This window comes from Variovorax restrictus, assembly GCF_051216715.1.
Taxonomy (GTDB): domain Bacteria; phylum Pseudomonadota; class Gammaproteobacteria; order Burkholderiales; family Burkholderiaceae_C; genus Variovorax.
On sequence record NZ_JBPJZH010000001.1, the window covers coordinates 2,072,835 to 2,087,439 of the forward strand.

Sequence of the window (14,605 nt, forward strand, 5' to 3'; positions counted from 1 at the left end):
TCTTGGATCACTGAATGCGCCGGCCACCAGCGTCGAAGCCGTGGGCCTCGTCGGGCGCCCAGCGCAGGTGCACGCGCTCGCCCGGCGTGGCGACGTGCCCGCCGGCAGCGCGCACCAGCAGCACCTCGCTGCCCACGGCGCAGCGCAGCACCAGGTCGGCGCCCAGGTATTCGACGCTCTGCACCACGGCGGGGATGCCGTCGGCGGCGAGCGTGATGGCTTCGGGGCGCACGCCCAGTTGCGTGGCCTGCACGCCGGACGCGACCTCGCTGCCCGCGATGCGGCCGTCGGCGTCGAGTGCGACCAGGTTCATCGGCGGCGTGCCGATAAAGCGCGCCGCGAAGGTGGTGGCTGGTCGCGCATACAGCGCGCGCGGCGTGCCGGCCTGCTCGACGCGCCCCTGGTTCAGCAGAACGACCTGGTCGGCCATGCTCATCGCCTCGGTCTGGTCGTGCGTGACGTAGACGACGGTGAGACCGAGCTTCTGCTGCAGCTCGCGCAGTTCACGGCGCATGTCCTGGCGCAACTGGGCGTCGAGGTTGGACAGCGGCTCGTCCATCAGGCAGACCTTGGCCTGTGCCACCAGCGCGCGCCCAAGTGCGACGCGCTGCTGCTGGCCGCCGGAAAGCTGGCCGGGTTTGCGGTCGAGCAGGGCGGTGAGGCCGAGCAGGGCGGCGGCGTTGCGCAGCCGCTCGGCGCTTTCGGCGGCCGGCACCTTGCGGACCGACAGGCCGAACGTGATGTTGTTGGCCACGCTCAGGTGCGGGAACAGGGCATAGTTCTGGAACACCATCGCGATCCCGCGCTGCGCCGGTGGCAGGTCTGTCACGTCTCGGTCATCGATCTGCACCTGGCCTTGCGTGGCGGTCTCCAGTCCCGCGATGATGCGCAGCGTGGTGGATTTTCCGCAGCCCGAAGGCCCGAGAAGCACGCAAAAGGACCCGGAAGCGATCTGGAGGTTAACGGCGTGCAGGGCAGTGCTGTCGCCCCATGATTTGGCGACCCCGTTCAGGGCAATCGAAGACATGCCGCAGTGTAGGAACGAGATGTGACAGTTGTGTTGCTCATCGGGGTCAGTGTTTTCCTGGGCCGGAGGCCGTGAGAAACTTCGCTACAGTGATTCGGCCTGTCCAGGCCTCGTACCAATCCAAGGAACACTCATGAGCAAGAAAGTCGCCTACGTCACCGGTGGCATGGGAGGAATCGGAACCGCCATCTGCCAACGTCTCCACAAGGATGGCTTCACGGTCATCGCCGGTTGCGGCCCGACGCGGGACTTCGGCAAGTGGCTGGCCGAACAGAAGGCGCAGGGGTACGAGTTCCACGCCTCCGTCGGCAATGTCGGCGACTGGAATTCCACGGTCGACGCCTTCAGCAAGGCCAAGTCCGAGCACGGCAGCATTGACGTGCTGGTCAACAACGCCGGCATCACGCGCGACCGCATGTTCCTCAAGATGACGCCCGAAGACTGGAGCGCGGTGATCGAGACCAATCTCAACAGCATGTTCAATGTCACCAAGCAGGTGGTGGCCGACATGGTGGAAAAGGGCTGGGGCCGCATCATCAACATCAGCTCGGTCAACGGCGCCAAGGGCCAGGCCGGCCAGACCAACTACTCCGCTGCCAAGGCGGGCATGCACGGCTTCACCATGGCGCTGGCGCAGGAAATGGCCAACAAGGGCGTGACGGTCAACACCGTGAGCCCGGGTTACATCGGCACCGACATGGTCAACGCGATCCGCCAGGAAGTGCTGGACAAGATCATCGCCACCATCCCGGTCAAGCGCCTGGGCAAGCCGAGCGAAATCGCCTCGATCATCTCCTGGCTGGCCACCGACGAAGGTGGTTATTCGACCGGTGCCGACTTCTCGGTCAACGGCGGCCTGCACATGCACTGAGCGCGCTCGCACGCCGCTCGGCAACCCGCTTCGGCGGGTTTTCTTTTGGGCGAAGGACGGGACTTGACGACGGTCAACCGTCGGCGCGCGATCGCGCCTAGATTGCCCCATTCGCTGGCGACACGGAGCGCCGCACGTGGCTTGCCCGGCGGCACTCCCGAAAGAACCGAATGATCTACACCCGTCTCAAGGCGGCCCTGCGCTATTTCAACGAAGCCGTGCCCTTCAAACTGGTGCCTGCGCTGATCGCCACGGCTGTCCTGCTGACCCTGCTGCTGATCCCGCGCCCCGAGGGCCTCACGCCCGATGCCTGGCGGCTGGTGGCGATCTTCCTGACCACCATCGTGGCGATCATCCTCAAGGTCATGCCGATCAGCGTCATGGCGATGATGGCCATCGTGATCGTCTCGCTGACGCAGGTCACCTCGAATTCCTCCAAGGGAGCGATCACCGATGCGCTGGGCAGCTTTTCCAGCCCGCTGATCTGGCTGATCGTGGTCGCCATCCTGATCTCGCGCGGGCTGAAAAAGACCGGCCTGGGCAACCGCATCGGTTTGATCTTCATCGCGCTGCTGGGCAAGCGCACGATCGGTATCGGCTACGGCCTGACCCTCTGCGAGCTGATCCTGGCGCCCTTCACGCCGAGCAATACGGCGCGCGGCGGCGGCATCGTGCACCCGATCATGAAGTCCATCGCCACCGCCTTCGACTCGGACCCGGCCAAGGGCACGCAGGGCAAGGTGGGCACCTACCTGGCGCTGGTCAACTACCACGCCAACCCGATCACCTCGGCCATGTTCCTCACGGCGACGGCGCCCAACCCGCTGGTGGTGGACTACGTCGCCCGGGCCACGAACCAGAGCTTTCACCTGTCGTGGACGACCTGGGCGCTGTGCATGCTGCTGCCCGGCCTGGTCTGCCTGCTCGTGATGCCGCTGGTGATCTACCTGCTGTCGCCGCCGGCGCTGAAGGCCACGCCGGACGCCGTGGACTACGCGCGCGCCGAGCTCACGACGATGGGGCCGCTCACGCCCAGCGAGAAAGTCATGCTGGGTACCTTCGGCCTGCTGCTGGTGCTGTGGGCGAACGTCCCCGCGATGCTGTTCGGCCCCGCCTTCACGCTCGACCCCACGGTGGTCGCCTTCGTCGGCCTGTTCGTGCTGATCATCACGGGGACCATCGACTGGGACGACGTGCTGTCCGAAAAGAGCGCGTGGGACACCCTGATCTGGTTCGGCGCGCTGGTGATGCTGGCCGAGCAGCTGAACAAGGTCGGCGTGATCGCCTGGTTCTCCGAAGGCATGAAGGCCGCCATCGTCACCAGCGGCATGGGCTGGCCGCCGATCGCCGTGATCCTGGTGCTGATGTTCGTGTTCTCGCACTACCTGTTCGCCAGCACCACGGCGCACATCAGCGCGATGATGCTCGCGTTCCTCGCGGTCGGTGCGCAGCTGATCCCGGCCGCCTACGTCGTGCCCTTCATGCTCATGATGACGGCCGGCTCCTCCATCATGATGACCCTGACGCACTACGCCACCGGCACGTCGCCGATCATCTTCGGCAGCGGCTATGTCACGATGGGCCTGTGGTGGCGCGTGGGGTTCGTGATGTGCGTGGTCGAGCTGCTCGTCTTCGCCGTCGTCGGCACGACCTGGTGGAAGGTGCTGGGCTTCTGGTGAGCGAAGCCGGGCGACGGGGCTTTACGACGGCGCGGTGGGCGCCGTCGCGATGGACGCTAAAGTCGTGGCAGCCTCTTGCCGCCGCCTTCGGCGCCAGGACCCCCGGAGTTGCACCTCTTTCAACCCAGCGCCCGTCCGGATGCCCCACAGCGTTTCCCTGATCAACACCATCGCGGCCGGCCTCGGGCTCGCGCTGGTGCTCGGCTTTCTGGCGGTGCGCGTGCGGCTGCCGGCGCTGGTCGGTTACCTGCTCGCAGGCGTGATCATCGGCCCATTCACGCCCGGCTTCGTGGCCGATGCCGAGATCGCCGCGCAGCTCGCGGAGATCGGCGTGATGCTGTTGATGTTCGGCGTCGGCCTGCATTTCTCGCTCGACGACCTGCTGGCCGTGCGAAAGATCGCCGTCCCGGGTGCGCTGGTGCAAATCGCCGTGGCCACGCTGATGGGCGGCTCGCTGGCGCTCTGGTGGGACTGGTCGCTGGGCGCGGCGTTGGTGTTCGGGCTGGCGCTGTCGGTGGCCAGCACGGTGGTGCTGCTGCGCGCGCTGGAAAGCCTGGGCCTGCTCGACTCCTACACCGGGCGTATCGCCGTCGGCTGGCTGGTCGTCGAGGACCTGGCCATGGTGCTGGTACTCGTGCTGCTGCCACCCCTGGCCAGCACGCTGGGCGGCTCGGCCGATGGCGCCGACGCCAGCGAGATCTGGACCACGCTGGGCGTCACGCTGCTGCAGGTCGGCGGCTTCGTGGTGTTGATGCTGGTGGTCGGTCGACGTGCCTTCCCGTGGATGCTCTGGCAGGTCGCGCGCACCAACTCACGTGAGCTCTTCACGCTGTGCGTGGTGGCCGCGGCCGTCAGCATCGCCTTCGCGTCCGCGGCGCTGTTCGGTGTGTCGTTCGCGCTGGGGGCGTTCTTCGCCGGCATGGTGATGCGTGAATCCGAATTCAGTCAGCGCGCGGCCGAGGAATCATTGCCGTTGCGCGACGCTTTCGCGGTGCTGTTCTTCGTGTCGGTCGGCATGCTCTTCAACCCTGCCGTGCTGATCGACCGGCCGCTGCAGGTGCTGGCGGTGGTGATGGTCATCGTGGTGGGCAAGTCGATCGCCGCCTGCCTGCTGGTGCTGGCCTTCCGCTACCCGCTGAACACGGCGCTCACGGTGAGCGCCAGCCTGGCGCAGATCGGCGAGTTCTCCTTCATCCTGGTGGGCCTCGGCGTGTCGCTGAAGCTGTTGCCCGCGGAGGGCCAGAGCCTGATCTTGGCCGGTGCGCTCATCTCCATCGCGACCAATCCGCTGTGGTTCAGCCTCATCGCACCGCTGCAGAAGTGGTTGCATGCCCATTCGTCGTTCGCACGCGGGCTCGAGGCGCGCGATGAGCCGCTGGCTGAGCTGCCTGCCACGACTGAGGCGCGCTACCTGTCGCGGCAGGTGGTGCTGGTGGGCTACGGGCGCGTCGGCCGTCGCATCGCCGCCGCACTCACCGCGCACCAGATACCCTTCGTGGTGGCCGAACAGAACCGCGAGCTGGTCGAGACATTGCGGGCCGAAGGCGTGGCCGCCGTGTGGGGTGACGCGTCGGAGCCGTCGGTGCTCATCCAGGCCCACATCGCCCGAGCGCGTGTTCTCGTGATCGCGACGCCCGATGCGATGAACGTACGTCAGATGATCGAGACCGCACGCACGCTCAACCCGGCGATCGAAACCGTTATCCGCAGCCACAACGAAGACGAGGCCCGCATGCTCACGCAGGAGGCGGCGGTCACCGTGTTCCTGGGGGAGCACGAACTCGCGCAGGCCATGGCGCACGATGTGGTGCGCCGCGCCACGCCGGCCTGAGTCGGCCCCGTTACAGGTCTTCGATAACCAGCATCCGGTAGCGCTGTGCGATGGAATACGGCACCGTGCGCACGACTTCCATCAGGCGCTCGGCGCTCTCTTCATCGTCGGTCTCCACCAGCAAAGCCCCGTGCCCGTCGCGGGCCAGCTTGGTGTACGCCCGGACCGTAGCGCCCTCGGTGCCTGCGCTCGGCAGCGGGTTGTCGGCGTCGCTGGTGGTCGGTGTGATCTGCGACAGCAGGATGTCCGGCGGAATCAGGTAGATCGCATCGGCACCGAATCCCTTCTCGACCAGTTGCTGGCCCACGTGCTTGGCGTCGTCGGGGTTCGGGAACATCACCATGGAATGGCCCGTGGGGTAGAAGGCGCCGCCGATGGCGGCCGTCATGCTGGGATCGAGCGAAAAGTTTCTCATGGCGCAGTCTCCGTGCGGTGGTTCAGGAAGGCTTGATTCGCAGCCAGCGTAAGCGGAGGTCGGAGATCGACGGTGTAGGAGAAAGAAGCGCGTCATGTGTGCAAAATGCCCGTTCTTGTCGCCATCGACATGCATCCGATCGGCTTCGATTGACATTTGTAATAGACCGTGACTTTCTCCGCAGGCGTTTTTCGCTGCCGTGCCTACGATGCGTGGGTGCTCATGCTCCCTTACGCCCACTGCCAATGTCCCCCTTGCGAAACATCGCGCTGACGGTGCACGAGCTCGAAGAGGGCGAGTTCTACTGGGTGCTGATGGAAGCCACCGACTACGCCATGGAAGAAGCGCTGCCTTACCTTCCGGTCGAGTCCTCCGCCGACCCGTACGCCACCTATGCCAATGCCCTGGTGGCAGGGCTCGCGGCGATGCGGCGCATGTTCGGCAACGGCGGCCCGCGCGACTGACGGGCGACGCGCAGACCGCGCCGACCGGTTGTCTGCCCTTGCGGCCGACAGCCGATGCAAAAGGCGGGAAAATCGCCGGCTCCCATGCAATCCACTGCCCACTCCGCCGACCGGCTGTCCGTCGCTCCCATGATGGATTGGACTGACCGCCATTGCCGCTTTTTCCACCGCCTGCTCACGCACCGCGCACTGCTCTACACCGAGATGGTCACGACCGGCGCGCTGGTGCACGGCGACGTGCCGCGTCACCTGCGCTTCAACGCCGAGGAGCATCCGGTGGCGCTGCAGCTGGGCGGTAGCGAACCGGCCGACCTGGCGCACTGCGCGAAGCTGGGCGAGGACTGGGGCTACGACGAGATCAACCTCAATTGCGGTTGCCCGAGCGAGCGCGTGCAGCGCGGTGCCTTTGGCGCGTGCCTCATGGCCGAGCCGCAGCTGGTGGCCGATTGCGTCAAGGCGATGGTCGACGTGGTCGACGTGCCGGTCACGGTCAAGCACCGCATCGGCATCGACAAGACCGAGAGCTACGACTTCGTGCGCGACTTCGTCGGCACGGTGAGCGAGGCGGGCTGCGGCACCTTCATCGTCCACGCCCGCAACGCCTGGCTCAAGGGCCTGTCGCCCAAGCAGAACCGCGAGGTACCGCCGCTGCGCTATGAGCTGGTCCATCGGCTCAAGCACGACTTCCCGGCGCTGCGCTTTTCCATCAACGGCGGCATCGCGCAGACCGAGCAGGTGCACCAGCAGTTGCGCCTGCTCGACGGCGTGATGGTCGGCCGCGAGGCGTACCACAACCCCTGGTGGCTGGCCGAGTGGGATGCGGCCTTCTTCGGTGAGCCGGTGCGCGAGCTGTCGCGCGAGGACATCGAGCGGCAGATGTGCGACTACATGGTGCGCGAAGCGGCCGAGCATGGCACGCCGTGGTCGAACGTTGCGCGCCACATGCTGGGCCTGCGCAACGGCCTGCCCGGCGCACGTCGCTGGCGCCAGGTGTGGAGCGACCATCGCCTCAAGGGCGAGGCGCCGCATGCCGTCATGGCGCTGGCGCACGCGCGGCCGGTGGAGCCGGCGCTGGCCGACTGACGCACTCAAGTTTCGGCCGCCATGGTCGATAACCCTTGATAGGGCCGTTGTCCGGATCGGTCCACACTTTGCAGGACCCGCCGGGCGCGCCCATTGCAAGGACCTGCTCCATGTCTTCCCTCCTCTCGCGTTTGCGCCTTGCGCCCCGGCTGGCGCTGGCCTTCGGGCTGGTGATGCTCGTCACTTCGCTGGCCGCCGGCATCGGCATCTGGCGGCTCGACAAGCTGCAGGACATCGCCAACGACCTGGGCGGCGCGTCGGCCCAGCGTGCCCTGCTGGCCCGCGAACTGCACGCCATCGTGGTGCTGAGCTCGGCGCGAGCCGAGAGCCTGATGCATACCGACGATGCCGGATTCGTCGCCCGCGTCAACGCCGATAGAAAGCTGACCTCGGCACGCTCTGCGGTCGTGCGCAAGACGCTGGAGGGGCTGGCCGACAACGAACGAACCAAAGAGCTGTTTGCCACGATCGACGAGGCCGGCGAGAAATTTCGCGTTGTGCGCGATGGGCTGGTCAAGCGCAAGGCCGCGGGCGAGGCCGTGTCGAGCGACGAGATCGGCCAGCGTCTGCGTCCGGCGGCTGAAGGCTACGCCAAGGCGGTCGACGACCTGGCGGCCTACCAGGCCGATCGGGTCGAGCTGGCGCGGGCGGCCGCCCAACGCAGCGAACGCGAGGGCATCACGATGTTGGGCGCGGGCATCGCACTCGGGCTGCTGGTGAGCATCGTCTGCGGGTGGGCGCTGGCGCGCTCGATCGTCCATCCGCTGCAGGAGGCCTCCCGCATGGCCGAGCGCGTGGCGGCGGGCGACCTCAGCATCGCACCGACGCAGGCCAACGGCCGCGACGAGGTCCAGGTGCTGGTCGCCGACATGGGGGCCATGCAGGACAAGCTGGCCGAACTGGTCGCCAGCGTGCACGATGCGAGCGGCTCCATCACGACCGCCAGCACCGAGATCGCCATGGGCAACCGCGACCTCTCGACGCGTACCGAACAGACCGCCTTCAGCCTGCAGCAGACCGCCGCGAGCGTCGAGCAACTGACGGCCACCGTGCGTGAAAGCGCTGACGCCGCGCGTCAGGCCAACGCGCTGGCGCTGTCGGCCTCGGGTGTGGCCACACGCGGTGGTGCCGTGGTGGCCGACGTCGTGAGCACGATGGAAGCCATCGCCGGTTCGTCGCGCAAGATCGGCGACATCATCGGCGTGATCGACGGCATCGCTTTCCAGACCAACATTCTGGCGCTGAACGCCGCGGTGGAGGCCGCGCGCGCCGGCGAACAGGGCCGCGGCTTCGCGGTGGTGGCCGGCGAGGTGCGCAATCTGGCGCAGCGCAGCGCCCAGGCTGCCCGGGAGATCAAGGACCTGATCGGCGACAGCGTGGGCAAGGTCGAATCCGGGACCCAGCTGGTGAATGCGGCTGGTGCGACGATGAAGGAAATTCTCGATTCGGTCGGCCGCGTCACCGAGATCATCAGCCACATCAGCACGGCCGCCAGCGAGCAGAGCGAAGGCGTGGGTCAGGTCAACGAGGCCATCACCCAGCTCGACCAGATGACGCAGCAGAACGCGGCGCTGGTGGAGCAGTCGACTGCGGCGACGGAGAGCCTGAAGGATCAGGTCCTGAAGCTGTCGGAGGCGATCGGCACGTTCAAGCTGACGGCCTGACGCGGGTTCAACGACCCAGCACGCGCAGTCCGGCCAGCAGCAGCGTCGCCAGCGCCAGCAGCACGGTGGCGCACTGCCAGAAGCGCACCGGATCGCGCTCCACCAGGGGCGCGGCCCGCGACCGATGGAAGGGCGGACCGGGGGATTGCAGGTCGTGCGCGAACTCCGACACGGCTTCCTGCCGCTTGGCCGGATCGGGGTGCAGCGCCTTGCCCAGCACCGCATCGAGCCACCCCGGCAGTTCCGGCCGGATGTGGCGCAGCGGCACGTAGCGCAGACCGCGGACGTCGCGGGGCACGCGAACCCGCGCCGCCTGCAGGCCGTAAGGCAGTTGGCCGCCGAGCATCTGGTAGGAGATGGCGGCCAGCGAGAACAGGTCGGCGCGGGGGCTGCCGCCCTGGCCCAGCAGGTACTCCGGCGCCATGTACTGTAGGGTGCCTGGCGCGAGGTTCGTGTGCGTGTCGCGCCGGCCTTCGGCCAGCCCGGCTACCTGCACGGTGCCCAGGTCGATGAGCTTCACCGTGCCGTGCCGGTCGATCATCACGTTCTCGGGGCGCAGGTCCTGGTGCAGCATCTCGCGGCCGTGCAACGCCTGCAGGCCGCGGGCCAGCTGCGACATGATGGCGCGCACGCTGTCGAGCGATGGCCGCGGGTGGTCGACCATCCATTGCGCCAGGGTCTGGCCGTCGATGTATTCCATCGCCACGAACAGGTGCGTGCGGGGGCGGACGCCGGCCCAGGCTTTGAGCACGTGCGGGCTGTCGATGCGGCGCGCGACCCATTCCTCCAGCACGAAGCGGTCGAGCGCCTCGGCGTCGTCGCGCAGATCGGTCGACGGTGTCTTGAGCACGACCTGCTCTTGGGTGTCGATGTCGACGGCCAGGTGCACATGGCTGCGCGCGCTGATCTGCAGCTCGCGCACGATGGTGAAGCCCTCGAACACCATGCGCGGCGCCAGCGGCGGCGGCAGGGCGAGGCCGTCGCGCGCGAGCTGCGGGTGACGCGCATCCGCGTCGGGCAGTTCGTCGATCCGCAGCAGCTGCAGCGTGGCGTCGTCGACGCTGCCGCGTTCGCGCGACTGCGCCACCAGCCAGGCCGCCGCCGCGTCGAAGTCGTCGGCGTGGCGAGTCAGCGCTGCGTGCACGGCTTCGGCATCGAGGTGCGCATAGGCGCCGTCGGTCGCCAGCAGGTAGATCTCGCCGCGCTCGGCTTCCCAGCAGCGGTAGTCGATCTCGACGTTCGGGCCGGTTCCCAGGGCGCGGCCCAGGTACGACTCGGCTGAGGAGAGGCGCACGCGGTGGTCTTCCGACAACTGCTCCAGCGCATGGGCGTGCAGCCGGAACAGGCGTGCATCGCCGACATGCAGCAGGTGCAGGTCGCGGCCCTTCACGACCAGCGCACTGAAGGTGCAGACCTGGCCGCGATCGCGGTCGAAGCGCGCGTCGCCGTGCATGTTCTGGGCATGCAGCCAGGCGTTGGTGGCGGCCAGCACGCGCTGCGCCGCGCGTCGGACGGACCACGCATCGGAGGTCGCGTAGTAGTCCTCGAGGAAGGCGCGCACGGCGGTCTGGGCGGCCACCTGGCTCACGCCGCTGGAACTGATGCCGTCGGCCAGGGCCAGCGCGATGCCCTTGCTGGCGAGCACATGCCCCGACGGCAGACAGGCGCCGTGGAAGTCCTGGTTGGCGTGCTGCGTGCCGGCCAGCGAATGCTGGCCCAGCGTCACCCGCAGGTGTCCGCTCATGCGATCTTGCGCTTGGCCCCGGTCTTGTAGTGCGTGGAATACAGCGTGGCGCCGACGAAGGTCAGGCCGCCCACCAGGTTGCCGATGACGGTCGGGATCTCGTTCCAGATCAGGTAGTCCATCAGCGTGAACTGGCCGCCCAGCATCAGGCCGGTGGGGAACAGGAACATGTTGACGATGGAGTGTTCGAAGCCCATGTAGAAGAAGACCATGATGGGCATCCACATGCCGATGGCCTTGCCCGACACGGTGGTCGACATCATCGCCGCGACCACGCCGGTGGACACCATCCAGTTGCACATCACGCCGCGGATGAACAGCGTCAGCATGCCGGCCGCGCCGTGCGACGAGTAGCCGACGGTGCGGCCTTCGCCGATGTGGCCGAGCCGTTGGCCGACGGCGTTGGGCGCTTCGCTGAAGCCGAAGGTGAAGATGATCGCCATGAAGACGGCCACCGTCAGCGCACCGGCGAAGTTGCCGCAGAACACCAGGCTCCAGTTGCGCATCACGCCGCGCCAGGTGGCGCCGGGGCGCTTGTCGAACACGGCCAGCGGCGTGAGCGTGAACACGCCGGTGAGCAGGTCGAAGCCCATGAGGTACAGCATGATGAAGCCGACCGGGAACAGCATCGCTCCGACCAGTGCATTGCCGGTGTTGACGGTCACGGTGACGGCGAAGGCCGCGGCCAGCGCGAGGATGGCGCCGGCCATGTAGGAACGGATCAGCGTGTCGCGGGTCGACATCAGCAGCTTGGATTCGCCGGCGTCGACCATCTTGGTCACGAATTCGGCAGGTGCGAGATAGGCCATGGGATTACCTGAAGAAAAGAAATGAAGAAGGAGGGCGGCGTTCAGCCGTGGGCGACCAGCACGCGGCCGTCGTCCACGCGCACGGCGTGGGGGCGCACCGAGTTCTGCGGCGCCTCCAGGCATTCGCCGGTGCGCAAGTCGAAGTGGTTCTTGTAGAGCGGCGAGGCAACCACGACGCGGTCGCCCAGGCTGCCGATCAGCCCGCGCGAAAGCACGCTGGCGCCCGACTGCGGGTCGATGTTGTCGATGGCGTGGAACTCGTCGTTGCCGACGCGGAAGACCGCGACATGGCGGCCGGCCACCAATGCGCAGACGCCGGTGTTCGGAAGGATGTCGTCGGCCGCGCAGACGGCGGTCCAGTGCAGGGTGTCGGTGTTCATGTGCGTGCGCTTGTGAGGTCAGGCCGGCGTGGCTTCAGCGGGTGCCGCAGCGATTTCCTCGGGCCGGGCCGGGCGAATCTGCCCGCGTTCCTGAATGAAGACGATGCGTTCGTCGGCCTTGTCGCTGTTGACGAAGGTGCGGAAGCGCTGGCGCACCGTCGGGTCGGTCACGGCGGTCTTCCATTCGCACTGGTAGGTGTCGACCACATGCTGCATCTGGGCTTCCAGCTCGGCGCCGAGGCCCAGGCTGTCGGCGATCAGCACGTCCTTCAGGTAGTCGAGGCCGCCTTCGAGGTTGTCGCGCCAGGTGCTGGTGCGCTGCAGGCGGTCGGCCGTGCGCACGTAGAACATCAGGAAGCGGTCGATCAGCGCGATGAGCGCATCCTTCGTCAGGTCGCTGGCGATGAGTTCGGCATGGCGCGGCTTCATGCCGCCGTTGCCGCAGACGTAGAGGTTCCAGCCCTTCTCGGTGGCGATGATGCCCACATCCTTGCCCTGCGCCTCGGCGCATTCGCGGGTGCAGCCCGAGACGCCGAACTTGATCTTGTGCGGCGCGCGCAGGCCCTTGTAGCGGTTCTCCAGCTGCACGGCCAGGCCGACCGAATCGTCCACGCCGTAGCGGCACCAGGTCGAGCCGACGCAGCTCTTCACGGTGCGCAACGACTTGCCGTAGGCGTGGCCGCTCTCGAAGCCGGCGGCGATGAGTTCTTCCCAGATCAGCGGCAACTGGTCGACGCGCGCACCGAACATGTCCACCCGCGCACCGCCCGTGACCTTGGTGTACAGGCCGTATTTCTTGGCCACCTGGCCCACGGCGATGAGGCCGTCGGGCGTGACCTCGCCGCCGGGCATGCGCGGCACCACAGAGTAGGTGCCGTCCTTCTGGATATTGCCGAGGAAGTAGTCGTTGCTGTCCTGCAGGCTGGCCAGCTGCGGCTTGAGCACGAACTCGTTCCAGACCGAGGCCAGCACGCTGGCGGCCACCGGCTTGCAGATGTCGCAGCCCAGGCCCTGGCCGTGCTTGTGCAGCAGGTCGTCGAAGGTCTTGATCTGGCCCACGCGCACCAGGTGGTAGAGCTCCTGGCGTGAATAGGCGAAGTGTTCGCACAGGTGGTTGTTCACCGCCATGCCGCGCTTGGCCATCTCGAACTTCATCACCTGCGTGACCAGCGGCACGCAACCGCCGCAGGTGGCGCCGGCCTTGGTGCAGGCCTTGATCTCGGCGATGGTGCAGGCGCCGCCGTCGACGGCCGCGCCGATTTGCGCCTTGCTCACGTTGTTGCACGAGCAGATCTGCGCGGTCTCGGGCAGCGCCTCCACGCCCAGGCCCGGCTTGGCTTGGCCGTCGCTCGACGGCAGGATCAGGAACTCCGGCTCGGCCGGCAGCGCAATGCCGTTGAGCGCCATCTGTAGCAGCGTGCCGTACTCGTCGGCGTTGCCCACCAGCACGGCACCGAGCAGCGCCTTGCCGTCTTCGCTCACCACGATCTTCTTGTAGACCTGCTTGCGCTCGTCGATGTACTGGTAGTTGCGGCTGTTCGGCGTCTTGCCGTGTGCGTCGCCGATGCTGGCCACGTCGACGCCCATCAGCTTGAGCTTGGTGCTCATGTCGGCACCGGCGAAGGCGGCATTCGCGTCGCCGGCCACATGCCGGGCCGCCACACGCGCCATCTCGTAGCCCGGTGCCACCAAGCCGAAAGTCTGCTCGTTCCACGACGCGCACTCGCCGATCGCGTAGACGTCGTGGTCGCTGGTGCGGCAGTGGGTGTCGATGGCGATGCCGCCGCGCGCGCCGAGGGCCAGCAGGCTCTGCCGGGCGAGTTCGTCACGCGGCCGGATGCCGGCGGAGAAGACGATCATGTCGGTCTCCAGCCAGGTGCCGTCGGCGAACACCATGCGGTGGCGCGCCGTGGCGCCGTCGGTGATGTCCACCGTGTTGCGGCCGGTGTGCACCTGCACGCCCAGCGCCTCGATCTTGGCGCGCAGCACGCGGCCGCCGCCGTCGTCGACCTGCACCGCCATCAGGCGCGGCGCGAACTCGACGACATGCGTTTCCAGCCCGAGGTCGCGCAGCGCCTTGGCGCATTCGAGCCCGAGCAGGCCGCCGCCGATCACGACGCCGGTCTTGGAATGCGCGCCACTGGCCTTCATGCCCTCCAGGTCGTCGATGGTGCGGTAGACGAAGGTATGCGGTCGGTCGCGGCCCGGCACCGGCGGCACGAAGGGCGACGAGCCGGTCGCGAGCACCAGCTTGTCGTACGGCAGCACCTCGCCGTCGAGCGTGGTCACGGTGTTGTTGCGCCGCTCGATTGCGGCGGCGCGCGCGGCCAGGCGCAGCGAGAAGCCGCTGCGTTCGAAGAAGCCGGGGGCCACCAGCGAGAGGTCGTCGGCGGTCTTGCCGGCGAAGAACTCGGAGAGATGGACGCGGTCGTACGCGGCGCGAGGCTCCTCGCACAGCACGGTGACTTCGGCATGCGAAAGCCCCTGCTGCTCGAGTTCTTCGAGAAACTTGTGGCCCACCATGCCATGGCCGACGACGATGATCTTCATGTTGACTCCTGCACGTCCGGCCCGTGGGTGCCGTGCAGTGGGTGCATCACGAAGGAGGTGACACAGCCAGAGGCCCCCGCGAGATGCG

At 67.5% G+C, this 14,605-nt stretch carries 12 protein-coding genes; 6 read left to right on the forward strand and 6 right to left on the reverse strand.

Going from position 1 to position 14,605, the window contains the following annotated elements:
- Positions 1-7: 7 nt before the first annotated feature.
- Positions 8-1,027: an ABC transporter ATP-binding protein gene (locus ACSFA0_RS09815; protein WP_435449998.1), complete on the reverse strand. Its 1,020-nt coding sequence runs from the start codon at positions 1,025-1,027 to the stop codon at positions 8-10.
- Between the two features lie 133 nt (positions 1,028-1,160).
- Between ACSFA0_RS09815 and phbB the strand changes: the two genes are divergently transcribed.
- The 3 genes from phbB (at position 1,161) to ACSFA0_RS09830 (ending at position 5,408) form a co-directional block, all read left to right on the forward strand.
- On the forward strand, positions 1,161-1,898 hold the full coding sequence (gene phbB, locus ACSFA0_RS09820; RefSeq protein ID WP_435449999.1) for an acetoacetyl-CoA reductase: 738 nt from the start codon (positions 1,161-1,163) through the stop codon (positions 1,896-1,898).
- 170 nt (positions 1,899-2,068) lie between these two features.
- The gene (locus tag ACSFA0_RS09825) at positions 2,069-3,577 is read left to right on the forward strand and encodes a DASS family sodium-coupled anion symporter (RefSeq protein WP_435450000.1); all 1,509 of its coding nucleotides are present in this window, start codon (positions 2,069-2,071) and stop codon (positions 3,575-3,577) included.
- A gap of 139 nt (positions 3,578-3,716) precedes the next feature.
- The gene (locus ACSFA0_RS09830; protein ID WP_435450001.1) at positions 3,717-5,408 is read left to right on the forward strand and encodes a cation:proton antiporter domain-containing protein; all 1,692 of its coding nucleotides are present in this window, start codon (positions 3,717-3,719) and stop codon (positions 5,406-5,408) included.
- 10 nt (positions 5,409-5,418) lie between these two features.
- On the opposite strand, the gene ACSFA0_RS09835 is transcribed toward ACSFA0_RS09830, so the two are convergent.
- Positions 5,419-5,823 (reverse strand): hypothetical protein, encoded by a 405-nt coding sequence (locus tag ACSFA0_RS09835; protein ID WP_435450002.1) that lies wholly within the window; start codon positions 5,821-5,823, stop codon positions 5,419-5,421.
- Between the two features lie 245 nt (positions 5,824-6,068).
- Between ACSFA0_RS09835 and ACSFA0_RS09840 the strand changes: the two genes are divergently transcribed.
- The 3 genes from ACSFA0_RS09840 to ACSFA0_RS09850 all read left to right on the forward strand — a co-directional run bounded on the left by ACSFA0_RS09840 (position 6,069) and on the right by ACSFA0_RS09850 (position 9,034).
- Entirely contained in the window at positions 6,069-6,287 is a 219-nt protein-coding gene (locus ACSFA0_RS09840; protein ID WP_286645056.1) for a hypothetical protein, read from the forward strand.
- 84 nt (positions 6,288-6,371) lie between these two features.
- On the forward strand, positions 6,372-7,370 hold the full coding sequence (gene dusA, locus ACSFA0_RS09845; RefSeq protein WP_435450003.1) for a tRNA dihydrouridine(20/20a) synthase DusA: 999 nt from the start codon (positions 6,372-6,374) through the stop codon (positions 7,368-7,370).
- Positions 7,371-7,480: 110 nt separating this feature from the next.
- Entirely contained in the window at positions 7,481-9,034 is a 1,554-nt protein-coding gene (locus ACSFA0_RS09850; RefSeq protein ID WP_435450004.1) for a methyl-accepting chemotaxis protein, read from the forward strand.
- Positions 9,035-9,041: 7 nt separating this feature from the next.
- Here the strand turns inward: ACSFA0_RS09850 and ACSFA0_RS09855 are convergent, their stop codons facing one another.
- The 4 genes from ACSFA0_RS09855 to nirB are packed head-to-tail and all read right to left on the reverse strand — an operon-like array spanning position 9,042 to position 14,517.
- Positions 9,042-10,778, reverse strand: coding sequence for a bifunctional protein-serine/threonine kinase/phosphatase (locus tag ACSFA0_RS09855; protein WP_435450005.1), 1,737 nt, complete (start codon positions 10,776-10,778; stop codon positions 9,042-9,044).
- Complete coding sequence (locus tag ACSFA0_RS09860; RefSeq protein ID WP_435450006.1) at positions 10,775-11,587, reverse strand: formate/nitrite transporter family protein; 813 nt, start codon at positions 11,585-11,587, stop codon at positions 10,775-10,777. The genes ACSFA0_RS09855 and ACSFA0_RS09860 overlap by 4 nt, the downstream gene beginning before the upstream one ends.
- A 41-nt stretch (positions 11,588-11,628) precedes the next feature.
- Positions 11,629-11,967, reverse strand: a complete 339-nt coding sequence (gene nirD / locus ACSFA0_RS09865) for a nitrite reductase small subunit NirD (RefSeq protein ID WP_435450007.1) — start codon at positions 11,965-11,967, stop codon at positions 11,629-11,631.
- An 18-nt stretch (positions 11,968-11,985) separates the two neighbouring features.
- On the reverse strand, positions 11,986-14,517 hold the full coding sequence (gene nirB, locus ACSFA0_RS09870; RefSeq protein WP_435450008.1) for a nitrite reductase large subunit NirB: 2,532 nt from the start codon (positions 14,515-14,517) through the stop codon (positions 11,986-11,988).
- Between the last annotated feature and the right edge of the window lie 88 nt (positions 14,518-14,605).